This is a genomic window from Arthrobacter sp. HS15c (genome assembly GCF_040812005.1).
In the GTDB taxonomy this organism is placed as follows: Bacteria; Actinomycetota; Actinomycetes; order Actinomycetales; family Micrococcaceae; genus Arthrobacter.
The window spans coordinates 132095-154664 of the sequence record NZ_JBFOHM010000003.1; the positions used below are offsets into that span (position 1 = coordinate 132095).

A 22570-nucleotide genomic window follows, 5' to 3' on the forward strand; every position below is an offset into this window, starting at 1 on the left:
GATTCCCCTCCCCTAGGAGTAACCACCGTGACACTCACCGGACATTCCCTGATCGCCGGGCAGCCCGTCGTCGGCGACGGCAAGACCGCCTTCGGCTTCAACCCCGCCACCAACGGGGCACTCGAGCCCACGTACACGCTGATCACCGAGGAACAGCTGGCGACGGCGACCTCCGCCGCCGCGGCTGCCTACCCGTCGTTCAGTACCCTGGACCCGGAGACGCACGCAGGCTTCCTGGAAGCCATCGCGGACAACATCGAAGCCATCGGCGATGAACTGGTCATCCGGGCCGGCCAGGAAACCGGCCTGCCCGCGGCCCGGCTGCAGGGTGAGCGTGCCCGCACCACCGGCCAGCTCCGCCTCTTCGCCACCGTGGTCCGCCAGGGTGACTTCCGCGGCGTCCGCATCGACCCGGCCCTGCCGGACCGCACCCCGCTGCCCCGGGCCGACATCCGCCAGCGCCAGATCCCGCTGGGCCCGGTTGCGGTCTTCGGCGCCAGCAACTTCCCGCTGGCCTTCTCGACGGCGGGCGGCGACACCGCCTCGGCCCTCGCCGCCGGCTGCCCCGTAGTCTTCAAAGCCCACAATGCCCACCCCGGCACCAGCGAACTCGTTGGCCAGGCCATCGTCAAGGCCGTCAAGGACGCCGGGCTCCACCCCGGCGTGTTTTCCCTGATCTACGGTCCTGGCAGCAGCATCGGCCAGGCCCTCGTTGCCGATCCGGCCATCAAGGCCGTGGGCTTCACCGGTTCCCAGAGCGCCGGGATCGCACTGATGCGCACCGCCGCCGCCCGCCCGGAACCCATCCCGGTGTACGCGGAGATGTCCTCGCTGAACCCTGTGTTCGTATTCGAAGGCGCCCTCAAGGGCGACGTCGACACCCTGGCCCAGCAGTACGTCACCGCCGTCACCGGCAGCTCAGGCCAGCTCTGCACCTCCCCCGGCCTGCTGTTCGCCCCCGAAGGCGAACTGGGCGACAAACTCGCCGCCGCCGTCGGACGCGCCGTCTCTGCCTGCGCGGGCCAGACCATGCTGACCGAGGGCATCGCCGGGTCCTGGCATGCCGGAACCGAGGCGCTCAGCTCCGCTGCCGGCGTCGACATCGTGGGGCAGGGCACCGCCGGACCCACCGAAAACGCGCCCGCTCCCACCATCTTCGGAACCGACGTCAGCGAGTTCGTGTCCAACCACGTGCTGCACGCCGAGATCTTCGGCGCCGCCAGCCTGGTCATCCGGTACGGCTCGGTAGAGGAACTGATCACAGCCACTGAACGGCTGGAAGGCCAGCTCACCGCCTCGCTGCAGCTCACCGAGGAGGACTACCCGACGGCGGCCCTGCTGCTTCCGGCCCTTGAGCAGAAGGTGGGACGCATCATCGTCAACGGCTGGCCGACCGGCGTCGAAGTGGGCCACGCGATGGTCCACGGCGGCCCGTTCCCGGCCACGTCGGACACCCGCACCACGTCAGTAGGCACTCTGGCCATCAGCCGCTTCCTTCGGCCGGTCGCCTACCAGAACCTGCCCCAGGAACTGCTGCCCGCCGCGCTGCAGGATGCCAATCCGTGGCACCTGAACCGCCGCATGGACGGCACGGTTGAGGCTGCAGCCGACGTAAAGGAAGGAATCAACGCGTGACCGCCCGCACGGCTGCATGAGGGCCGTGCCTGGTCCGGCAGGACTTTAGCTTCCGCACGGCCGACCCCTCCCGCAACAGGATGCGGCCGTGCGGAAACCCAACGTATTAATAGAAGGGCGCACTGTGGGCGGCGTTGTTTCCGGCATACTCATCGTCTCGGCTGTCATTGCTGTGGGATATTTCGCCGCCCGGCTGCGGATCCTCGGACCGGAAGTCCAGGGCGCGCTGACGCGGACGGCGTTCTACATCACCAACCCGGCGCTGCTTTTTACCGTTGTTGCCGGCAGTGATATCCGTGCCGCCCTGGGAACCGATGCCCCGCTCGCGCTGCTCTCCGCAGCGATAGTGGGGCTTCTCTATTGGTTGGCGAGTTTCCTGTTCTTCCGGCGGCCGGTGGCCGAAACCGCCGTCGGGGCAATGGCCAGCAGCTACGCCAACGCCAACAACATTGGCATCCCGGTATCCCTCTACGCAGTGGGGACTGCCCAGCACGTCGCCCCGGTGCTCCTGGTCCAGCTCCTGGTCATGGCGCCGTTCTATCTCACCGTCCTGGGCCTGGCCTCGGGCTCCAAAGTCTCGTGGAAAAAGGTCCTGCTCCAGCCGTTCGCGAGTCCCATGATCATTGCCTCCGGATTGGGTGTCGTCGTAGCCCTCACCGGCTGGACCGCGCCCGACCTGCTGCAGAAGCCCATCGACATGCTGGCCGGGGGTGCCGTGCCCATGGTGCTGCTCGCCTTCGGGCTGTCTCTTGCAGGCCGCGCACCCCTGCAAAAGGGCGACGGCCGCGTGGAAACGCTCGTGGCCACATTCCTCAAGATTGCCGGGATGCCCGTCGTGGTGTGGGTTCTTGGCCGGTTCGTTTTTGGGCTGGAGGGGCAACACCTGCTTGCCAGCGTGGTCATGGCCGCGCTGCCCACTGCCCAGAATGTCTTCCTCTTCGCTTCCCCGTATGGCCGCGGCATGACCGTGGCCCGGGATGTCATCCTGTGCACCACCGTGCTGAGTAGCGGCGCGCTGCTTGTAGTCGCGTGGCTTGTCTAGCCGCCTGGCCTGCTGTCGGGATCATCGACCAGTAACGAAGGGGTTTTAGTATCCGACGGCGGCATCCGGTTGAGTGCGCCCGCCTTCAAGTGCTCCCCGAGTGCGCCGGGCCTGGCCGCCGAGGTTGGCTTCGGTTTGCACTGACCCCAGCTGATTTTCTGGCCCCAAAAGGCCTCCAACCTTAAATGTCAGACCCCCTTGAGAGAGTATTCCTATGGAAGCTTTCAGGGTTCAGCGCGCGGAACACGGCGGTCAATCCGCCCTGCTCACGCGGGCTGAGTCGCCTATTGGGGGCGCTTCCAGCAAAAGACCCGACGGCGCCAGGACACTTCGGTTAAACCCCCGCTGCACTCCGTTGACTGAACCGGCGGAACTCGCGGACGCCGCCGGACCCTCAGCGTCCGCGGGGTTCCCGGGGCCTGGCGGGCGCCTGGGCGCCGAAGCCCCGGGTTCGTGCCTGCCCAGCGGTGTCGGGCTACCGGATGCTTCCAGGCTTACGGAGGTTTCCGGGCTTGCGGAGGCTATCGCCGTCGTGAAGGCGGCCGTTGCGGCCGGGCCGGACTTCCTGGCAATGGCGGGCTATGCGGAAGCCGCCGAGTACGCCAGCCAGGTCGAGGACCTCTCCCGGTCCGTGGACTACCTGCAGGTCCTTTCCGCCGGTGCCGTGGACCGCACCCGCACCCAGGCCATCACCTCCGCAGCAGCCGCCCGGACCAGGAACGGCCAGACCTGGATCACCGGCTGGGAAACCGGCACCGAAGCCCTCAATGAAACCGACGCCGACTGGCCTCATGGCACAGCCGATCCCGCCACGGTTGGCGACGCCGGCTTCACCGCCCCGGCTGTCCTGGCCGCTGCACCAACTGCGCCTGTCCCGCCCTCGCCGGCCGATGATGGGTGCCGGAACACTGAGGAGTTCCTGCGTGCCCGGCTCCGGATCACTGTCAGCGAAGCCCACCGCCGGATCCAGCTCGCACACGCGGTCCTTCCCCGGCCCGGGATCACCGGCCACACCCAGCCACCGGAACGCCCTGAACTCGCTACCGCCCTCGCCGCGGGGACCGTCGCGTCCCGCCCCGCAACCATCATCACCCTCGCGTTGGACCGCGTCCGGCACCACGCCACCGAGGACACCATCGCCCGAATGGAACACGCCCTCACACGCACCGCCGCAGAAAACGACACCGATTTCCTCACCCGCATCGCCCGCCGCTGGACCGACGCGATCGACCAGGACGGCGCCGAACCCACCGAACACGAACTCCACCACCGGCAGGGCGCCTTCCTCCGACCAGCCCGCCGCGGACTCAACCACGTCGAAATCTTCGCTACACACGACCAATACGAACACCTCCTGACCGTCATGAACACCGCCACCAACCCCCGCATCACCCCCACAACCAGCGGGAAAGCCGGGGACGCCGATGAGTCCGATGGCCCTGTTCACCCTGGCGTGGCCGGGGACCCTGATGTCAGCCTGGACCGGCGGACCCGGCCACAGCAGCTCCTCGACGGCCTCGTCGGAGCCTGCAAGGCAGCACTCACCACAGGTGCCCTCCCCGCAGCGGGAGGGCACCGCCCCCAGGTCATGGTCACCATCGACTACCGCGACCTCCTGAACCGCCTCGAACACACCACCACCCAAGGACCCCGCTACCGCCACCACACAACTAGCCCCACCACAAACCCCGGCAGCGGCACCGACCCCACCCAGGGCGCCCGCGGCGGCTTCGGCCTGGCCTCGAATCCCGGCAGCACTCCAGGGACCGGCCCGGATTTGGACTCAGACTCAGGCAGGATCCCCGGCACCGGGTCCTTCACGTTCACCGGCCCCGTCACCCCCTCCACGGTCCGAAAAATCGCCTGCGACGCCGACATCATCCCCGTCCTGCTCGGCAGCGAAGGACGCATCCTCGACATCGGCCGCACCACACGGATCTTCCCGCCCCACATCCGCAAAGCCATCACCGCCCGCGACCAAGGCTGCACCTTCCCCGGCTGCACCACCCCCGCGCCCTGGTGCGAAGCCCACCACATCACCTACTGGTCACACGGCGGATCAACAAGCACCGACAACGGCACGCTCCTGTGCACCCATCACCACCACCTCGTCCACAAAGAACAATGGCAAGTCCAGGTCAAAACCGGCATCCCCTGGTTCATCCCGCCACCCCACATCGACCCCCGCCAGAAACCCCAACGAAACCACCATCAGACATAAGGGCTGACCCCAGGTCACGTATTGGTGTGCGAAGGATGCCGTCCGGACCAATCACTTGTAATACAAGTTTTCTACTTGTACTCTAAGTGGGAGGGCAATGCAGCCCGGACATCCTGCTTTCGAGGAGCACCCATGAGCACCGTAGACCTCATCCGTCACGTCAAACTTTCCACCGCGAGGCTTCCGCTCGCCGTGCCGATCAGCGATGCCAAGGTGTTCACCGGCCGCCAGAAGCCCATGACGGAGGTGGTCTTCCTCTTTGCCGAGATCACCACGGAGCAGGGGCACAGCGGCATCGGGTTCAGCTACTCCAAGCGCGCCGGCGGCCCCGCCCAGTACGCGCACGCCAAGGAGGTCGCCGAGGGCATCATCGGCGAGGACCCCAACGACATCGGCAAGATCTACACCAAACTCCTCTGGGCCGGCGCCTCCGTGGGCCGCTCAGGAGTAGCCACCCAGGCGCTGGCCGCCATCGACATCGCCCTCTACGACCTCAAGGCCAAGCGCGCCGGCCTGCCGCTGGCAAAGCTGTTGGGCTCCTACCGCGACTCCGTCCAGACCTACAACACATCGGGCGGCTTCCTCAATGCCTCACTGGAAGAGGTCAAGGCCCGTGCCACGCAGTCCCTCGACGAGGGCATCGGCGGCATCAAGATCAAAGTGGGCCTGCCCGACAGCAAGGAAGACCTGCGCCGGGTCGCCGGCATCCGCGAGCATATCGGCTGGGACGTCCCGCTCATGGTGGACGCCAATCAGCAGTGGGACCGGGCCACGGCACTGCGCCTGGGCCGCCAGCTGGAGGAATTCAACCTCGTCTGGATCGAAGAGCCGCTGGACGCCTACGACTTTGAAGGCCACGCCCATCTGGCCAACGTCCTGGACACCCCCATCGCAACCGGCGAGATGCTCGCGTCCGTCGCGGAACACAAGGGCCTCATCAACGCCAATGGCTGCGACATCATCCAGCCGGATGCTCCCCGCGTCGGCGGTATCACCCAGTTCCTGCGCCTCGCCGCCCTTGCGGACGAACGGGGACTGGGCCTGGCGCCTCACTTCGCCATGGAAATCCACCTGCACCTCGCCGCCGCTTACCCGCGGGAGCCGTGGGTGGAGCACTTCGATTGGCTGGACCCGCTCTTCAACGAACGCCTCGAGACGAAGAACGGCCGCATGCTGGTTCCGGACCGCCCGGGCCTGGGCGTGACCCTGAGCGACCAGGCCCGCGCCTGGACCACCGAGTCCGTGGAGTTCGGCGCGTAACCTTGAACCCATGAGCCGGAACCTGACCGCGGACCTCGCCGCCGACCTACGCACCCGCATTGTGGACGGTGTCATCCAGCCCGGCGACAAGCTCCCCAGCGAAAACTCCCTGATGGGCGAATTCGGCGTCAGCCGCACCGTGGTGCGCTCGGCACTGACCCGGCTCCAGGCCGAGGGACTCGTCGAAACCGAACGGGGGCGGGGCAGCTTCGCGCTGACCCCGCCCGACGACGGCCCCCAGCCGGTCCCGGGCAGCCGGCCGGTGGCCAGCGTGGAAGACCGCCTCCACCTGCTCGAATTCCGGATGGGAGTGGAGGCCGAAGCTGCCGCCCTGGCGGCCCGCAACCACACCGATCGCCAACTCCGGGCCGTCAACGCGGCCCTGGAGCAGTTCACCAATAGCGCGGACCATCCAGGGCACGCGATGAAGTTCGATTTTGAGTTCCACCGCGCCATCGCCGCGGCCAGCGGCAATCCGTTCTACTCGGACTGCCTGGCGGCCCTGGGCCAGACGATGATCGCGATGCCGCGCACCCGGCTGATGACCGGCGTCGAGCATTACGCCCGCGACCACTTCGACCAGGTGATCCACGAGCACCGGTCCATCGCCGCGGCGATTGGCGACGGCGACGAGACGGCAGCAGCCGCCGCGATGCGCAGCCACCTGGCAAACTCCCGACGCCGGTTCAAAGCCTCGGTGCGACCCCCGACCGAGGCCCCACTCGCCGCCGACCACTGACGATGCACTGGGCACAGCCCGCTAAGCGTCTTTCCCCGTCGAATGGTCCAATCCCCCAGGCATTGCCGGGGGAAAAGACCGCGCGGCGGGGATAAGTCGTTGCGCTCCGCTTCCGCCCCAGACACAAAAGAGCCCCGGTCCTAAGACCGGGGCTCTTTCATTTGCGTGCGCGAGGGGGGATTTGAACCCCCACGCCCTTTCGGACACTGGCACCTGAAGCCAGCGCGTCTGCCGTTCCGCCACTCGCGCGCAACTTCTTTTCCATGAATTGCGGCCGGTTTCCCTGATCCTCAACTATGTAAAAGCAGCGAGATCAAGCATAACGGACATCAGCGGCAAAACACCAATTGGCGTCCGCAGCCCCGTCCGCGCGGTCATTGAACACAGGAATCGGCGGTAAGGCGGAGCCCCGGGCGGAAGCGCACCAAAGCCCCGGAAGACGTCCTGGACCGAACTTTTCCGCGGGCCGGGCCGTTGTGGATTAAGGTCATTCACAGGCCTGCCCAGTAGTATCTGATGTAGTAGTGCCTGCCACCGGCCGGCCTGCCGATCCGCAGTGAACTGTGTTGCTGGTTGAGTTCCGGAACGAAAACTGCCCCGCAGCCGGGGGGAAAGGAGAAGGACCATGGGTTTGCTGGACAAGGTCGAGCGCGGCATTGAAAAGGCCGTCCGCGGTGTCTTCTCCACAGGTTCCAAGGCACAGGTTGAACCTGTTGAAATCGCAAGCCGGCTTCGCCGCGAGGTGGACCACAAGGCCATCACCATCGCCGCGGGCCGGACCCTCGCGCCCAACGTTTTCGACGTCCTGCTCAGCGACGATGACTTCAAGCGGGCGCAGGAGTGGGGCACTCCGCTGGCTGAGGAACTGTGCGACGTTGTCATCAACCACGTCCGCAGCCAGGGCTACACACTCCAGGGATCCGTGCGGATCTCATTCCGCCGGTCCGAAGAGCTGCGCGCAGGCGACTTCGACATCAAGTCCTCCACGGAAAAGTCAGGCGGGGCCCCGGCCAGCGCGCCTTCCCGCCCCAACCTCCCCGCAGCACCGAGCCGCCAACCCACGCGCCTGCAGCCTGTCCTGGACATCGACGGCCAGCGCTACTCGCTTAATGCCCCCTCGATTATCCTGGGCAGGTCCTCCGAGGCCGACATCCTGGTTGACGACACCGGAGTTTCCCGCCGCCACCTTGAGATCCGCACGACGAACGGGGTGACCAGCGCCGTGGACATGGGTTCCACTAACGGCAGCTACGTCAACGGGCATAAAGTCTCCGGCAGCACCGAACTTACCGACGGCTCCACCATCACGATGGGACGGACAAAGATCATCTTCCGCTTGCTCCCCGCCAACACTGGTGGCCGCCCATGAGCGAACTGACCATTACCGCCCTCCGCTTCGGTTTCCTGCTCCTGCTCTGGGTGCTGATTTTCAGCATCGTGTCGGCCATGCGCCGGGACCTGATGGTGGGCCGCAAAGCCGCCGTCGGAACACCCACGGCGCGCCAGGTCAGGAAAAACCCGGAACTGGCCGAGGCCCCGCCGCAGCCGGTCAAGCAGCAAGCCCACCAGCTTGTGGTCGTGGAAGGGCCCCTCAAAGGCACCACCATTCCGCTGGCGGCCAGCCCCATCCTGCTCGGACGGGCCCAGGAAGCCACCCTGGTGCTCGAAGACGATTACGCCTCCGGCCGCCATGCCAGGCTGTTCCCCCAGGGCAGCCGATGGTTCATCGAGGACCTCGGTTCCACCAACGGGACCTACCTGGCGGACCAGCAACTGACCCGCGCCCTGCCCGTTGAGCTTGGCGTACCCGTGAGGATCGGCAAGACGGTCATCGAATTGAGGCCGTAGCCATGGCCGCCGCCGAAATTCCCGCAGACGACGCCCAGCCCGTGCAGCGGCCCCTCATCATGCGCTACGCAGCGCGCTCCGATGTGGGCCGCATCCGCGCCAAAAATGACGACTCCGCCTATGTTGGCCGCCACCTCGCTGTCGTCGCTGACGGCATGGGTGGCCACGCGGGCGGGGATGTGGCCTCTGCCGCCACCGTCCTGGACATGCTCCACCTGGATCACGGGGATTACGACGGCGACGCCGGCACGATCCTTGCCGATGAGATCCAGACTGCCAACTCGCTCCTGTCCGAGCTGGTGCACATCAATCCCAAACTCGCCGGGATGGGCACAACCGTCACGGCGCTGCTGCTGGCCGAAGGCAAACTGCACTTCGCCCATATCGGCGACTCGCGTGCCTACCGCCTGCGCGACGGCGTCTTCGAGCAGGTCAGCATCGACCACACCTTTGTGCAGCGGCTCATCGACGAAGGCCGGCTCCGGCCCGAGGAGGCCGAGACCCACCCGCACAAAAACGTCCTGATGCGTGTCCTCGGCGACGTTGATGCCAGCCCGGAACTGGATCTCGACACCCTGGAGGTCAAGCCCGGGGAGCGCTGGCTGCTCTGCTCTGACGGCCTCAACTACGTTGCCGGGCATGTGGTGGAGCGGACAATCCGGGAAACAAAGGACCTGCGCGAATGCGTCGAAACGCTCGTTAACCTGACTCTGGAAGCTGGCTCACCGGACAACGTCACCGTGGTGATGCTGGAGATAGTCGAGGAAACGCCCGACGACGTCAGCACGGCCGCCGTCGAAATCGTACCGGCGGTGCCGGTCACTGCTGCCGATGCTCCGGGGCCGAGCGCGACGAAGCCGGCGGCTGAAGCCGAACCGGACGCAACCGAGCCCGGCGCGGAAACGACCAGCGCGCAGAACGCCAGCGGCGAAACAACGGATGCAGGAAAGCCGGACGCCGAAAAACCCGGCGCCGGCCTATCTGATGCTGGCCAACCTGACGCCGGCAAGGCTGCGGCTGGACAAACCGAGGCTGCACAAACGGGCAAGGAACCCTCCGATTCCACCGACCCGCACCTCGGCGAACATCTCTCCGCCGAAGTCCTCCGGCAGGAGCTGGCATCACGCCCGCACGAACTCGTGGGCGCCGCGGCGTCTGCCGCCGAGTCCGGCTCCATTCCCACCATCGCCGGCCGCACCGTTGCCCGGCGTGCGGCGACCGTCCTCACGCACAAGGCCGACCAGCCGGCCGCGGAAGCGGATGATTCGGCGCAGCTTCCGAGGCCACGCCGCTGGGTCACCTGGTCCATCGCCGCCTCCGTCCTGGTGGTCCTCACGGTCGGGCTGTGGCTTGGGTACGCATGGACGCAGACGCGCTACTACATCGGGGAATTCGACTCCCGGGTAGCCATCTACAACGGAGTTTCCCAGCGCCTTGGCCCCATCCAGCTTTCCAGCCTCGAAGCGGTGACTGAGATCCGGATGGACTCGCTCCCGCCGTTCTCGCAGCAGCGTGTCCGGCAGACGGTCCCGGCTCGGGACCTCTACGATGCCCAGCGGATCGTCAAGAACCTGGAGCGCACGGGCACCACCTCCCCGGCGGACGAGTGCCCGGCACCGTCCCCCACTCCCGCGGCGACAACACCCGCGGCCACTCCTGCTCCAACTGACGCGGCTGCACCTGCGCCCGTTCCGTCGGACCCGGCGGCAGTACCCACCTCACCGACCCCCTCCCCAAGTCCCACAGTCACCTGCGAGGGGACCCCATGAGCCAGTTGAGCACCATACCCAAACCACGGCGCAACGTGGAGCTGCTGTTGCTGCTGCTCGCGCTGGCTGTCGGTATCGGCGCCAACATGCTGGTGGGCGTGGACCAGGAGAAGGCGTTTGACACCGACTTCTGGTTCCAGTCCAGCCTGCTTGCCGTCGCAGCCCTGGTGTTCCATGTTGTCCTGCGGATCCGGGCTAAATATGCCGACCCGGTAATACTTCCACTGGTCGTCGCGCTCAACGGTCTCGGACTTGCCATGATCCACCGGCTGGACGCGCCGGGGGACGATACCGGCAACAACCAGCTCCGCTGGACCCTGATCGCCATGGCCGTGGCCATCGCCGTCATCTGGTTCCTCAAGGACCACCGGATCCTCCGCCGCTTTACCTTTATCTCCCTGGCCGCCAGTGCACTCCTGCTGGTCCTCCCTCTGATTCCGGGAATTTCTGCCGGCGAAATCCTGGGCGCCCGTGTCTGGATCAAACTCGGCCCTATGACTTTCCAGCCGGGTGAAGTCGCCAAGATCACGCTTGCCATATTCTTCGCCGGCTATCTGTCCTCCAACCGGGACCTGATACTCCTGGCGGGCCGCAAAATCGGGCCGCTGCAGTTCCCGCGGTTCAAGGACATGGGCCCCATGATCACCGCCTGGCTGGTAAGCATCGGCGTCCTCATCTTCCAGCGCGACCTCGGCTCCTCCGTGCTGTTCTTCGGCCTGTTCATCGTGATGATCTACGTTGCCACCAGCCGGATCAGCTGGGTGGTCATCGGCGTAGCCCTGATCCTGGGCGGCGGATTTGTGGCCTCCAAGGTCTTTTCCCACGTCGGCCTGCGCATTGACGGCTGGCTCAACGCCTTCACCGACGAGGTCTACGGCCGCCAGTTCGGCGGCAGCTTCCAGATCGTGGAAGGCCTGTTCGGCATGGCCAACGGCGGCCTCGTAGGGACCGGACTCGGACAGGGCAGGCCCAACCTGGTGCCGTTTTCCAACAGCGACATGATCATCGCCTCGTTCGGCGAAGAACTGGGACTGATCGGCCTGTTCGCCATCGTCATGATGTTCCTGCTGCTCTTCACACGCGGCTTCCGCGCGGCCCTGGGCACCCGGGACGCTTTCGGCAAACTCCTGGCCTGCGGCCTCTCCTTCGCCATCGCCCTGCAGTGCTTCGTGGTGATCGGCGGCGTCACGCGGCTCATCCCGCTGACCGGGCTCACCACTCCCTTCATGGCGGCCGGTGGCTCCTCGCTGCTGGCCAACTGGATCATCGTGGGCCTGTTGCTGATGATTTCGCACACCGCCCGGGGCCCGGTGGATACCACGCCGCTGCCTCCTGCCAAAGGCGCCGATTCCAAGGGCATTGACACACCAACCGAGGCGGTGAAGCACCTGTGAACCAGGCAATACGAAACTCATGGGTCGCCGCGATCGCCATGTTCGCGCTGATCTTCGGCGCACTGAGCTACGTTCAGGTGATAGGCGCGGACGACCTCAAGGCCAACGCGTGGAACAAGCGCGCCATCCTGCAGGACTACTGCAATGACCGGGGCGCCATCATTGTGGGCGGCACGCCGGTCGCAGAATCCGTCGAAGGCTCCGAGACGTGCAAATTCCAGCGCACGTACTCCCAGCCTGAGCTGTACGCGGGCATCACCGGCTACTTCTCGCAGAACTACGGCGCCACAGGCCTGGAAGTTGCCATGAATGACCAGCTGGCCGGCAGCTCCGACCAGCAGTTCCTGGACCGGATAGGCCAGCTGTTCCTGGGCAACCAGCCCAAGGGTGCCTCGGTGGAACTGACCATCGATCCCAAAATCCAGAAGCTCGCCTACGATCTGATTCCGGACGGGCAGCGCGGGTCGATCGTGGTGACCAACCCCAAGACCGGCGCCATCCTGGCCATGGTGTCCAAGCCGTCCTACAACCCCAACCTCATCGCCACCCAGGACCCCACGGCGGAGAGCACCAACATCAACGAACTGGTCAAAATTCCCGGCATCAACCTGAACCAGTCCGTCAGCGGACCCACCGGTGAGCTGCTCGCCCCCGGTTCCGTCTTCAAACTCGTCGATACGGCGGCGGCGCTGAGTTCGGGGAAGTACAACAAGGACAGCGAACTCCCCAACCCGGCCGAGATGCCCTTCGACGGAATCTCGTACAAGCTACCCAACTACGCCGGCGGCAACTGCTACACGCAGAGCACCGCGAGCTTCGCCTTCGCCCTGCAGCAGTCCTGCAACACGCCCTTCGCGAGCATCGCCCTGGACCTTGGCCGGGATGCCATCGCGGAACAGGCGAAGAAGTTCGGTTTCGGCGAAAACCTGGGCGATCAGCTGAAGCTCGACTACGCCCTGCAGGGTTTCCCCGATGACCTGGACAAACCGGGGCTGGCCCAGTCCGCGATCGGCCAAAAGGACGTCCGGGCCACCCCGCTGCAGATCAACCTGATGACTGCGGCAATTGCCAATGGCGGGGTCCAGATGAGCCCCAGCCTGGTCAAGACGCTCCGCTCGCCGGACCTCCGCGTCCTGGACGAGCCCCAGCCCACGGCGCTGCGCACGTCCACCACGCCGGAAATCGCCAAACAGATCAACGAGTGGATGACCAGTGCGGTAAGCCAGGGCATTGCCCGCGGCGCGGCCGTCCCCGGCATCCAGGTGGCCGGAAAAACGGGCACCGCGGAACTGGGCAACGGCCTGAACAACTCCTGGTTCACGGGCTTTGCCCCCTCGAACAACCCGCAGGTAGCGGTGACCATCGTCATGGAAGGCGTGGACATCACTACCGGCGCACAGCTAACCAGTCCGAACGCGAAGAAGATTTTTGAGGCGGTGTTGAATAAGTGAGGCCTACAACAGGAATCACCCTCGGCGGCAGATTCCAGCTGACCACGCGGATTGCGATCGGCGGCATGGGAGAGGTCTGGAAGGCAAAGGACCAGGTCCTGGGCCGGATCGTGGCCATCAAGGTGCTCAAGGAGGAATACACCGGCGACCCCGGCTTCCTCCAGCGGTTCCGCGCCGAGGCACGCCACACCGCACTCCTGAACCACGTGGGCATCGCCAATGTCTTTGACTACGGCGAGGAGGAGGGTTCGGCCTACCTGGTGATGGAGCTCGTCCCCGGCCAGCCGCTGAGCAGCATCATCGAGCACGAGCAGGTGCTGTCCCCGGACCGGACACTGTCCATGATCGCTCAGACCGCCCGGGCACTTTCCATTGCCCACGCCCAGGGGCTGGTCCACCGCGACATCAAGCCGGGCAACCTGCTGATCACCCCCGACGGCCGGGTCAAGGTCACCGACTTCGGCATCGCCCGCCTGGCCGACCAGGTCCCGCTCACCCAGACAGGGCAGGTGATGGGCACCGCCCAGTACCTTGCCCCGGAGCAGGCAACGGGCCAGACCGCCACCGGCGCCTCTGACATCTATTCCCTCGGCGTGATCGGCTACGAGTGCCTGACCGGGCACCGGCCGTTCTCCGGCGAATCCCAGATCGCGATCGCCCTGGCCCAGGTCAACGACGCCCCGCCGCCGCTGCCCGAAACCCTTCCCAAGCCCGTCCGCGCCCTGCTGATGTCCATGCTGGCCAAGGATCCCAAGAACCGGCCGGCGAATGCCATCAAGCTGTCCGAGGCCGCCGAGGCCATCCGCAACGGCGACATCAGCGCGGCCCACGCCGCCGTCCCCGGAATGCTGCTGTTCGAAGCCGCCACCGGCCCCATCACCGCGCCGGTGAACGTCGCCACCGCGCCCACTGGAATCATCGGCGGGCACAAGGACAGCTCGGCCGCCTCCACTTCCGCTCTGCCGGTGCTCGGCGCCGGTGCAGCAGGTGCGGCTGCTGGCCTGGCTGCCGGCACCGCGGCAGCCAACGCTGGCACTGGCACTGGCACTGGCGCAGCCAGTACGTTGTCGCGGGCGGATGCCCTGGCCGCGGAACGCACGTGGGTCCAGGAAGAGGAAACGTACGACGACGAACCGGCCGACGAGCCCCAGCGCCGCGGCCGGAGCCCCTGGACCTGGCCCCTGATCGCCTTGGTCCTGCTGGTCCTGTTCGCCCTTGTTGGCTTCTTCCTGACACAGCAGGGAATCCTGTTCCCCTCCGGCGGCACCAAAACGTCCGGGCAGACCTCGGCCAGCACCAGCGCCACCAGCAGCCCGTCGGCTTCCTCGACGTCGGCCACACCCACGCCCACCCGGACCAGCGCCACCCCCACGCCGACCCCGACGCCCGAAACCGTGAACATCATTTCCGCGGCCTACCTGGGCAAGGACTACCGCCAGGTCCAGTCCTCCCTGGAGACGATGGGCCTCTCGGTCACGGTCCTTCCGCAGCAAAGCGCGGAGACGGCCGGCACTGTACTGGAAATCAATCCGACCGGAACCGTGCCGAAGGGGACAGCAGTCACCATCATCTACGCCGTGCCCCTCCCAACGGCCACCAGCGCTCCCGCCACGAGCTCGCCGTCGGCCACTGCCAGCCAGTCCGCCCTGCCAAATTGCACCACCGGACAGTTGCCGGGTGTGCCCGCCACCTGCAAGCCGTAGCCGCCGGGACACCCAGTGACTGACACGCCCCGCACACCGTCGCACCGTGAGGACAGCCTCCCGGTGGATAACCAGCGTGTCCTCAGCGGACGCTACGAGCTAGGCGCGCTGATCGGCCGCGGCGGAATGGCGGACGTCCACCGCGGGGTGGACCAGCGGCTGGGCAGGACCGTGGCCATCAAGCTGCTCCGCCCCGACATGGCCCGGGATCCGCAATTCCAGGCACGGTTCAAGCGCGAAGCCCAGGCTGTGGCTGCGCTGAACCACCCGTCCATCGTGGCCATCTACGACACCGGCGAGCACACGGTTCCCGACGGTACGGACGACAGTGTCCGGGTTCCGTACATCGTGATGGAGTTTGTGGAAGGCAAGACCATCCGCGACCTCATCAGGGCCAAGGAAGTCAGCATCGACCAGGCCATCGAGTTCTGCCTGGGCGTGCTCGCGGCCCTGGAGTACAGCCACAAGGCCGGCATCGTCCACCGGGACATCAAACCCGCCAACGTGATGTGCTGTGAGGGCACCAACGCCGTCAAGGTGATGGACTTCGGCATCGCCCGGGCCATCGCCGATTCCTCGGCCACCATGACCCAGACCCAGGCCGTGGTGGGCACGGCACAGTACCTTTCGCCGGAGCAGGCCAGGGGTGAAACCGTGGACGCCCGGAGTGATCTCTACTCGGCCGCGTGCCTGCTCTATGAAATGCTCACCGCACGGCCGCCGTTCATTGGCGACAGCCCCGTTTCGGTCGCGTACCAGCATGTCCGGGAGATCCCGGAGCCGGCCAGCAGCGTGAATCCCGAGGTATCGCCAGCGCTGGACAGCGTCCTGGCCAAGGCGCTGCTGAAGAACCGCGCTGACCGGTTCCAGGACGCGGCGGCCTTCCGCCGCGCCCTTCGCGCGGCCCGCGCCGGCGTGTCAGTCCCGGACGTTCCGGCCAACGAGGCGCCCACGGATCCGAACGACCACGTCCCGACGCCTGAACGCAGCCCCGCCACCGAAGCCTTCGCTTTCACCGGTGCCAGTTTCCTGGACGACGCCCCCACCGGACGGCTGCGGACCCCGGCAAACAACCACTCCAACGGCAACGGGCTGCGCGCGGAGGCGGCAGCCCTCTATGAACCACACGAAGCCGACGAACTCCCGCTGGGTCTCCCTCCTGAACGGGAGCGGAGCCCCCGGCAGAAGTCCCGCCGTCGTGCCTGGATCGCCACCTTCGTGATCTTCACCCTGCTGGTGCTGGCCGGCGGCGGTCTGTGGCTCTACAACACCGTCAACAGGCCTGCCCCCGCGGCGCCCAAGGTGCAGATCCCCGTGGTGGCCGCCATGACGGAGTCGGCCGCGCTGCAGGAACTTTATGGTGCCAACCTGCGCCCGCAGATCAAGCGTGCCCAACACGATACGGTTCCCAAGGGGACAGCCATCGGAACCGACCCCGCCGCCGGAACGTCACTGGATCCCAACTCCGAAGTTGTCCTGAACATTTCCGAGGGCCCCAGCGCTGTCAAGGTTCCGGAGAGCCTCCCCGGCAAGACTGAAGCCGCTGCCCGGGACGTCCTGCGCCAAAGCGGCCTTGTGGGTGCTCCGACCACCACCATGGCCAACAGCTCCACCGTGCCTGGGGGCATTGTGATCACCACCAGCCCCGCGCCCGGCCAGATCGTGGCCCCGGGCAGCACCGTGGAGATCGTGGTGTCCACCGGAAAGGTGGCCATGCCGGAGCTGCGCGGCCGCACCCGCGCCGAGGCCGAGGCGGCGCTGAAGGAGCTGGGCCTCGTCCCGAACGTCCAGGAAGTGGAGAACTCCCAGGTGGAGGCGGGCCGGGTCACGGATCAAAGCGATCCCGTTAACGCCGCCGTCGAACAGGGCAAGACCATCAACATTGTGGTGGCCAAGGAGCCGCCCCCGCCGGTGACCCCCACGCCGACGCCCACCCCGACAGCCACCAAAAAGGGCTGACCCCGCATTCCTTATGGAACACGGGGTCAGGATTTCCTGTCAGTAGGAACGCCTCGGGCCAGGCTGCGTCTCAGTGCTGGATCAGCGGGCTCAGCTTCGAGGCGCGGGACGCGGCACCGGCCATCCCCAGTGATTCGAGCCAGTTGCCCAGCATCTGGTAGCCGCCTTCGGTGAGCACGGACTCCGGGTGGAACTGCACGCCGCACAGCGGGGCCGTCCGGTGCTGCAGTCCCATCACCACACCGGTGGAGGTTTCGGCGGTGATCTCCAAGACCTCCGGGATGGTGTCCCGGACAGCCGCGAGCGAGTGGTACCGCGTAGCGGTGACGGGGGAGGGGAGGCCCTTGAAAACACTCGTGCCGTGGTGCTCCACCAGTGAGGTCTTGCCGTGCATCAGCTCGGGTGCGTGGGTCACGGTGCCCCCGTAGGCCTCGGCCAAAGCCTGGTGGCCCAGGCAGACGCCGAACATGGGCTTGTTGTTGTCCCCGCACCATTTGATCAGCTCGATGCAGACACCGGCTTCCGCAGGGTTGCCGGGACCGGGCGAGATCAGTACGCCGTCGCGCGTACCTGCCATCTCCGTCGCTTCGGCCAGCGTGACATCGTCGTTGCGCACCACCGTGGTTTCGGCGCCGAGCTCCTGGAGGTAACCCACCAGGGTGTATACAAAGCTGTCGTAGTTGTCTACGACCAGGATCTTGGTTGTGGTCATGGCTGGGTTGCGGAACCAATCGTTGAGTCGGTGAATTGGGTAAAGGTGGACATCCAGGGGAACAGGAACTGGACCATCAGGACCAGGGCAGCGGAGATCAGGACCGCGGACGTGAGAATCCGCAGCCATAAGGGGCCCGGCAGGTGCCGGAATATCCAGCCGTACATATTTAGCTCCCTCCGGTCGCGGCGGCCACCTGGGCCGCTATTTCAGCCGGCGGACCGGCCGAGGCAGGCTGCCAGCTTTCCAGCAGCGCATAGGCAATAATCCGTTCCTGGGAACCGAAGCGCGGATTGCAGCTGGTCATGGTGAGGAAGCTTTCCGTTGGAGTGACGCCGGGCTGGGTAGGCACCGGATCCAGCACATCGGTCCGGGACGGCAGGACAATTTGGTTGTTCCGGAAAACGTAGGCGTAGAAGCCGTCCCTGGTCTGGACGTAGATTTTGTCCCCGGGGACCAGGGTGTGGATGTTGTCCAGTACTGCGCCGTGGGTCTGCCGGTGGCCGGCCACCGCAAAGTTGCCCACCGCGCCGGGCATGGCGGTGTTGCTGTAATGGCCCAGCCCCAGGGTGTCCAGCACATCCCCGGTGGTGCCCTGGACGATGGGCCGGGTGTAGTTTGGGCCGAACCGTGGAATGTACATGATGCCGATGGTTCCGGCGTGCCCGGGCGCGGCGCCCACGACGGGTGGTCCGTAGTCCACGGGGGCCCCGGGCGTGGCGGCGGTTCCGGTGGGCTCCGGGCTGGGGGCCGGCGTGCCGAGGTCCTGGGCGAATTCCTTGATGATGGCGCTCTGTTTGGCGTCCGATTCCACGTTTGTCCACCAGAGCTGCCAGCCCACAAAAAGCAGCAGGATGATGCCCGCCGTGATGAGGAGCTCGCCCAGCACTTGGACAGTTCCACGCAGAATTACGACGCCGGGGCCCGGCGCAGTGCCGGCCCTCGCCTTCTCCTGCAATACCACGCGTTCTCCTCCGGGGCGGTCACCATGGGCGCTGGTTGGCCCTGAACTACGGCTAGAATTGGCTGCTAGTAAGAATCCAGATTTGACCAAGATCGCGCAGACCGCTGGCAATTTCCTTCTTGCAGGATATCAAGCCCGGGTCGCCGAGCTTGCCTCAGCCGCCAAGGAGAGCACGTGCCCGAGTCCAAGCCACGCAAGAAGACTTCCACCTCGGCCCAGCCGGCTGCGTCAACGCAGGCCTACAAGCCCAATCCCGTGTGGTTCAAGCCGGTTATGTTCGGCCTCATGATCATCGGCCTGCTGTGGATCATCACCTTCTACATCAGCGAAGGCCGGCTTCCCGTCCAGGCCTGGGAGTCCTGGAATATCGTGGCCGGTTTTGGCATCGCCATCGTTGGCTTCCTGATGACCACCCGCTGGCGTTCCTAGCCACGGCGCATGATCCCCGGCGCCAACGGCACCGTTCTGGGCGACGACGGCCTCGCGCGTCCGCCGTGGGCGTCCGCTGATCCGCTCCTGCGCGAGTATTACGACACGGAGTGGGGCCTGCCGGTCCGGGATGAACAGGGCCTCTACGAGCGCATCAGCCTGGAGGGTTTCCAGGCTGGCCTGTCCTGGGCCACCATCCTGCGCAAGCGCCCTGCCTTCCGTGAAGCGTTCCACAACTTCAACCCGGACATCGTGGCCGACTTTACCGAAGCCGACGTGGAGCGCCTGCTCCAGGATGCCGGCATCATCCGCAACCGGCTGAAGATCCGTGCCGCCATCACCAACGCCAAGGCTGTCATCGCCCTGCGCAGCGAGGGCGGGCTCGTGGACTTTGTGTGGAGCTTCCAGCCAGCCGACACCCCCCAGCCGCTCATGCATGCCGATATCCCCACGCAGTCGCCCGAATCGGTGGCCCTGTCCAAGGCCCTGCGCAAAAAGGGTTTCTCCTTCGTCGGTCCCACCACGATGTTCGCGCTCATGGAAGCGATCGGCATGGTGGACACCCACCTGGTGGACAGCCACCGCCGCGGAACATCCGGGGTGTGGCCGGCGGCAGGAGTCTGAGTTCCTCAGGCCGGGTTCTCCCCAGCTGTTCTTAAAGTTATCCACAGTGTGTATAACCGCCTTGCCGCAATTCGCCGCTGAGGACGCTCAAATGCCCGGAAACAGGACCTTTGGGGACGGCGGCGTTTTGGACGCAGTTATTAACAGTGTGGATTACCTGTGGATAAAAGCCTGGACGGGTCCACTGCACGGTTGGACTGCACGTTTGAAGCCCGCCGGCCTCCGATGACAGCCGCCCAGCGCTCACTCCTGGCGCCGCACCGGATGGTGACTGGTGATGGAAACCCTGTTGAAGGCGTTCATGGTGATCGCCAGCCAGCTGACAGCCGAGAACTCGTCTGCGGTGAGGTGCCTCCGGGCGTAGCCCTCCTCGCGCTCCCGTGAGCGCTGGTCCGGCAGTTCCGTGATGCTCTCCGCCAGCGCAAGTGCCGCACGCTCCCTGTCCGTGAACAGTGCCGTGTCACGCCACGCGGGAAGAACCGCCAGCCGCTGCGGGGATTCGCCGTTTGCCACAGCATCGCCCACGTGCAGATCAAGGCAGTAGGCGCAGCCGTTGATTTGGGAGATTCTGACGTACATCAGCTCAATGATTGTGCCCTCAATGCCGGCGGCTGCCGCGGCTTCCCGCGCCTTGAGCCCCAGGCCGTTCAGCGACCGCCACATGGCCGGGTGCTGCTTATCAAGGAAGATGTTTTCGGTGGTGCCGCTCATGAGTCCTCCTGCATTCTGGCTGGCTTCGGCGCTGCACTGAATCCGGCTGCCGATCCGCCCGGTTATCCACTTGCTAACACACGGCTACCCACAACTTATCCACAGTTGTGGACAACACGCGCCAGCACACGCGGATAACCCGCTGCATCGGCACCGCAGGGCCCTCGGCGTTCCCTGAACTACACCGCTGTAAGTTATTAACACTGTGAATAACCATGTTGAAATCTCTGGCGTGACGGCCGCTGGGGGCCTGTTTGGCCGTGAATCGACAGGGATATCCACAGCTGAGGACATCATCGCCATGTTTGTCCACTTAACCACAGGGACATCCCCAGGAGTTATCCACAATTGTGGACACCGGCCGACTGGTAATTCAGATACCGCCGCGTTTGCGGGCCTGCGGCCAATGTTGCTTCCGAACTACAACCATGTAAGTTACCAACAATGTGGATAACTCCTGTGGAAAACTTGCCGTGCCCCCTCGGAGACAAACCAGCACCTCCTGGAACACTGAAGACCCCGGTGTCCATGTGGACACCGGGGTCTTCAGTACGTGTGGGTAGAGCGCAGGAATCAGCCCGCTGAAACCCTGATCCAGCTCACGAGGACCAGCAGCGCAAACACGGCAGCGAGGCCGGCAGCCTGCAGGAGTCCCTGCCGCGGTCCGCGCGGCGTGTACGCCACCACCGCGGCGCACAGCGCACCGGTGATGAGGCCGCCGAGGTGGGCCTGCCAGGCGATCTGGGGGATGAGGAAACCGATGACGCCGTTGATGGCTATCAGGATCCACAGCTGGCGGGTTTCCCCGCCACGGTGCCGCTGGACCAGGAGCATCGCGCCGAAGAGTCCAAAGATGGCGCCGGATGCCCCCACCACGCCTGCCAGCTGCTGGCCGGGGACCAGCAGCGGGTTGAGGAGAAGGTAGCCCACTGAACCGCCAACGGCAGAGATCAGGTAGACAGCAAGGAAACGCACCCGGCCCAGGAGCGGCTCAAGGGCCTGCCCGAAAATCCACAGCGTGTACATGTTCAGCACGATGTGGAGGACGGAATCAGGCGAGTGCAGGAATGCAGCTGTCAGCATGCGCCACGGCTCGAACACGCCGTAGGCGGGCGTCGCGAACACGTTGTTGTACGCAAACTGTTCGTAGACAGCTCCGCCGGGGAGTATCCACTGCAGGGCGTACACCAGCGCGCACACCGCGATGATGCCGTAGGTGATGACGGGTTTGCCGGTAGTTACGGCACCGCCATAGACGGTCCGTACTGCCGGCGTCGAGCGCGCTGCTTCGTTGACGCAGTCAACACACTGGAACCCGACGGCGGCCGCCCGCTGGCAGTCGGGGCACGCAGGGCGCCCGCAGCGCTGGCACCGCACATAGGAGGGCCGGTCCGGGTGCCTGGGGCAGACCGGAATTTGCGCTGACGGCTCCACCGCCGGGATTCCGTAACTCATGGGTTGTGGTTAGAGCTGCTCGATGTCGATGCTGTTGATGGTGACGTCCTCGACGGGGCGGTCACCCATGCCGGTGCGGACGCCTTCGATGGCGTCGACAACCTTCTTGGAGTCCTCGTCAGCCACCTCGCCGAAGATGCTGTGCTTGCCCTGCAGCCAGTCGGTGGGGATCGTGGTGATGAAGAACTGGGAGCCGTTGGTGCCCTTGCCCATCTGGATGCCTGCGTTGGCCATGGCCAGCTTGTAGGGGGCGTTGAAGCTGAGCTCGGGGTGGATTTCGTCGTCGAACTTGTAGCCCGGTCCGCCGATGCCGCGGCCCAGGGGATCGCCGGCCTGGATCATGAAGTCCTTGATGATCCGGTGGAAGATGGTGCCGTTGTACAGCGGCGTGCCCGTCTTGTCCTCGCCGGTCTCCGGGTGGGTCCAGGCCTGCTCGCCGGTGGCGAGGCCGACGAAGTTCTTGACCGTCTTGGGGGCGTGGTTCCCGAAGAGGTTCACGACGATGTCGCCGAGGCTGGTGTGGATGGTTGCTTTTGCAGTTGCGATGGCAGTCATACTGCCCATTCTTTCATGGCCGGCCAAAGCGGATCGGGTGTGGCAGGCAGTTCCGCGCTGGGTGAAATCAGCCTGAATTCCGGGCGGAGAATAGCCGGT

Annotated in this window: 20 protein-coding genes and 1 tRNA gene; 14 read left to right on the forward strand and 7 right to left on the reverse strand. The window is 65.8% G+C overall.

The genetic code is table 11. From position 1 onward, the window contains the following. Positions 1-27: 27 nt before the first annotated feature. From ABV518_RS05750 to ABV518_RS05770, 5 genes are all read left to right on the forward strand, one after another. A complete protein-coding gene (locus ABV518_RS05750) occupies positions 28-1635 on the forward strand; it encodes an aldehyde dehydrogenase (NADP(+)) (protein ID WP_367765887.1) in 1608 nt (535 codons plus the stop codon). Positions 1636-1759: 124 nt separating this feature from the next. Further along, positions 1760-2677: an AEC family transporter gene (locus ABV518_RS05755; protein WP_367766156.1), complete on the forward strand. Its 918-nt coding sequence runs from the start codon at positions 1760-1762 to the stop codon at positions 2675-2677. Between the two features lie 571 nt (positions 2678-3248). Continuing rightward, positions 3249-4898 carry a DUF222 domain-containing protein gene (locus ABV518_RS05760; protein ID WP_367766157.1) on the forward strand — a complete coding sequence of 550 codons (1650 nt, stop codon included), beginning with the start codon at positions 3249-3251 and terminating at the stop codon, positions 4896-4898. Between the two features lie 132 nt (positions 4899-5030). Then, positions 5031-6158: a mandelate racemase/muconate lactonizing enzyme family protein gene (locus ABV518_RS05765; protein WP_131132061.1), complete on the forward strand. Its 1128-nt coding sequence runs from the start codon at positions 5031-5033 to the stop codon at positions 6156-6158. Between the two features lie 10 nt (positions 6159-6168). Continuing rightward, entirely contained in the window at positions 6169-6897 is a 729-nt protein-coding gene (locus ABV518_RS05770) for a FadR/GntR family transcriptional regulator (RefSeq protein ID WP_367765888.1), read from the forward strand. A gap of 166 nt (positions 6898-7063) precedes the next feature. Here the strand turns inward: ABV518_RS05770 and ABV518_RS05775 are convergent. Then, positions 7064-7146 (reverse strand) — tRNA-Leu (locus tag ABV518_RS05775). 376 nt (positions 7147-7522) lie between these two features. Between ABV518_RS05775 and ABV518_RS05780 the strand changes: the two genes are divergently transcribed. The 7 genes from ABV518_RS05780 to pknB are packed head-to-tail and all read left to right on the forward strand — an operon-like array spanning position 7523 to position 17021. Next, positions 7523-8266: an FhaA domain-containing protein gene (locus ABV518_RS05780; RefSeq protein WP_367765889.1), complete on the forward strand. Its 744-nt coding sequence runs from the start codon at positions 7523-7525 to the stop codon at positions 8264-8266. After that, positions 8263-8745 (forward strand): FHA domain-containing protein, encoded by a 483-nt coding sequence (locus ABV518_RS05785; protein ID WP_310163189.1) that lies wholly within the window; start codon positions 8263-8265, stop codon positions 8743-8745. Before ABV518_RS05780 ends, ABV518_RS05785 begins: the two co-directional genes overlap by 4 nt. A gap of 2 nt (positions 8746-8747) precedes the next feature. Continuing rightward, on the forward strand, positions 8748-10514 hold the full coding sequence (locus ABV518_RS05790) for a protein phosphatase 2C domain-containing protein (protein WP_367765890.1): 1767 nt from the start codon (positions 8748-8750) through the stop codon (positions 10512-10514). Further along, a complete protein-coding gene (locus ABV518_RS05795; protein WP_367765891.1) occupies positions 10511-11908 on the forward strand; it encodes an FtsW/RodA/SpoVE family cell cycle protein in 1398 nt (465 codons plus the stop codon). The genes ABV518_RS05790 and ABV518_RS05795 overlap by 4 nt, the downstream gene beginning before the upstream one ends. Beyond that, complete coding sequence (locus ABV518_RS05800; RefSeq protein WP_367765893.1) at positions 11905-13359, forward strand: peptidoglycan D,D-transpeptidase FtsI family protein; 1455 nt, start codon at positions 11905-11907, stop codon at positions 13357-13359. Before ABV518_RS05795 ends, ABV518_RS05800 begins: the two co-directional genes overlap by 4 nt. Further along, the gene (locus ABV518_RS05805) at positions 13356-15062 is read left to right on the forward strand and encodes a protein kinase (RefSeq protein ID WP_367765894.1); all 1707 of its coding nucleotides are present in this window, start codon (positions 13356-13358) and stop codon (positions 15060-15062) included. The genes ABV518_RS05800 and ABV518_RS05805 overlap by 4 nt, the downstream gene beginning before the upstream one ends. 15 nt (positions 15063-15077) lie before the next feature. Beyond that, the gene (gene pknB, locus ABV518_RS05810) at positions 15078-17021 is read left to right on the forward strand and encodes a Stk1 family PASTA domain-containing Ser/Thr kinase (RefSeq protein ID WP_367765896.1); all 1944 of its coding nucleotides are present in this window, start codon (positions 15078-15080) and stop codon (positions 17019-17021) included. A 70-nt stretch (positions 17022-17091) separates the two neighbouring features. Here the strand turns inward: pknB and ABV518_RS05815 are convergent, their stop codons facing one another. Genes ABV518_RS05815 through ABV518_RS05825 form a run of 3 tightly spaced genes read right to left on the reverse strand, consistent with a single transcriptional unit; the run spans position 17092 to position 18697 of the window. After that, on the reverse strand, positions 17092-17733 hold the full coding sequence (locus tag ABV518_RS05815) for an aminodeoxychorismate/anthranilate synthase component II (protein WP_367765897.1): 642 nt from the start codon (positions 17731-17733) through the stop codon (positions 17092-17094). After that, on the reverse strand, positions 17730-17900 hold the full coding sequence (locus tag ABV518_RS05820; RefSeq protein ID WP_165478256.1) for a hypothetical protein: 171 nt from the start codon (positions 17898-17900) through the stop codon (positions 17730-17732). Before ABV518_RS05820 ends, ABV518_RS05815 begins: the two co-directional genes overlap by 4 nt. Before the next feature lie 2 nt (positions 17901-17902). Further along, positions 17903-18697: a class E sortase gene (locus tag ABV518_RS05825; protein ID WP_367765899.1), complete on the reverse strand. Its 795-nt coding sequence runs from the start codon at positions 18695-18697 to the stop codon at positions 17903-17905. A 174-nt stretch (positions 18698-18871) separates the two neighbouring features. On the opposite strand from ABV518_RS05825, the gene ABV518_RS05830 reads away from it, so the two are divergent. Together ABV518_RS05830 and ABV518_RS05835 are read left to right on the forward strand one after the other, a co-directional pair. After that, positions 18872-19126 carry a cell division protein CrgA gene (locus tag ABV518_RS05830; RefSeq protein ID WP_367765900.1) on the forward strand — a complete coding sequence of 85 codons (255 nt, stop codon included), beginning with the start codon at positions 18872-18874 and terminating at the stop codon, positions 19124-19126. Between the two features lie 9 nt (positions 19127-19135). Next, the gene (locus tag ABV518_RS05835) at positions 19136-19750 is read left to right on the forward strand and encodes a DNA-3-methyladenine glycosylase I (protein WP_367765901.1); all 615 of its coding nucleotides are present in this window, start codon (positions 19136-19138) and stop codon (positions 19748-19750) included. A gap of 243 nt (positions 19751-19993) precedes the next feature. On the opposite strand, the gene ABV518_RS05840 is transcribed toward ABV518_RS05835, so the two are convergent. The 3 genes from ABV518_RS05840 to ABV518_RS05850 form a co-directional block, all read right to left on the reverse strand. Next, positions 19994-20461 (reverse strand): carboxymuconolactone decarboxylase family protein, encoded by a 468-nt coding sequence (locus ABV518_RS05840; protein WP_367765903.1) that lies wholly within the window; start codon positions 20459-20461, stop codon positions 19994-19996. Between the two features lie 573 nt (positions 20462-21034). After that, positions 21035-21916, reverse strand: coding sequence for a rhomboid family intramembrane serine protease (locus ABV518_RS05845; protein ID WP_367765904.1), 882 nt, complete (start codon positions 21914-21916; stop codon positions 21035-21037). Positions 21917-21925: 9 nt separating this feature from the next. Then, entirely contained in the window at positions 21926-22471 is a 546-nt protein-coding gene (locus ABV518_RS05850; protein ID WP_367765905.1) for a peptidylprolyl isomerase, read from the reverse strand. Between the last annotated feature and the right edge of the window lie 99 nt (positions 22472-22570).

Coding starts and splice junctions, on each gene's coding strand:
- ABV518_RS05820 (WP_165478256.1), bottom strand. CDS start 17,900: ATGTACGGCTGGATATTCCGGCACCTGCCGGGCCCCTTATGGCTGCGG.
- ABV518_RS05765 (WP_131132061.1), top strand. CDS start 5,031: ATGAGCACCGTAGACCTCATCCGTCACGTCAAACTTTCCACCGCGAGG.
- ABV518_RS05835 (WP_367765901.1), top strand. CDS start 19,136: ATGATCCCCGGCGCCAACGGCACCGTTCTGGGCGACGACGGCCTCGCG.
- ABV518_RS05840 (WP_367765903.1), bottom strand. CDS start 20,461: ATGAGCGGCACCACCGAAAACATCTTCCTTGATAAGCAGCACCCGGCC.
- ABV518_RS05780 (WP_367765889.1), top strand. CDS start 7,523: ATGGGTTTGCTGGACAAGGTCGAGCGCGGCATTGAAAAGGCCGTCCGC.
- ABV518_RS05760 (WP_367766157.1), top strand. CDS start 3,249: ATGGCGGGCTATGCGGAAGCCGCCGAGTACGCCAGCCAGGTCGAGGAC.
- ABV518_RS05770 (WP_367765888.1), top strand. CDS start 6,169: ATGAGCCGGAACCTGACCGCGGACCTCGCCGCCGACCTACGCACCCGC.
- ABV518_RS05795 (WP_367765891.1), top strand. CDS start 10,511: ATGAGCCAGTTGAGCACCATACCCAAACCACGGCGCAACGTGGAGCTG.
- ABV518_RS05785 (WP_310163189.1), top strand. CDS start 8,263: ATGAGCGAACTGACCATTACCGCCCTCCGCTTCGGTTTCCTGCTCCTG.
- ABV518_RS05850 (WP_367765905.1), bottom strand. CDS start 22,471: ATGACTGCCATCGCAACTGCAAAAGCAACCATCCACACCAGCCTCGGC.
- ABV518_RS05845 (WP_367765904.1), bottom strand. CDS start 21,916: ATGAGTTACGGAATCCCGGCGGTGGAGCCGTCAGCGCAAATTCCGGTC.
- ABV518_RS05815 (WP_367765897.1), bottom strand. CDS start 17,733: ATGACCACAACCAAGATCCTGGTCGTAGACAACTACGACAGCTTTGTA.
- ABV518_RS05790 (WP_367765890.1), top strand. CDS start 8,748: ATGGCCGCCGCCGAAATTCCCGCAGACGACGCCCAGCCCGTGCAGCGG.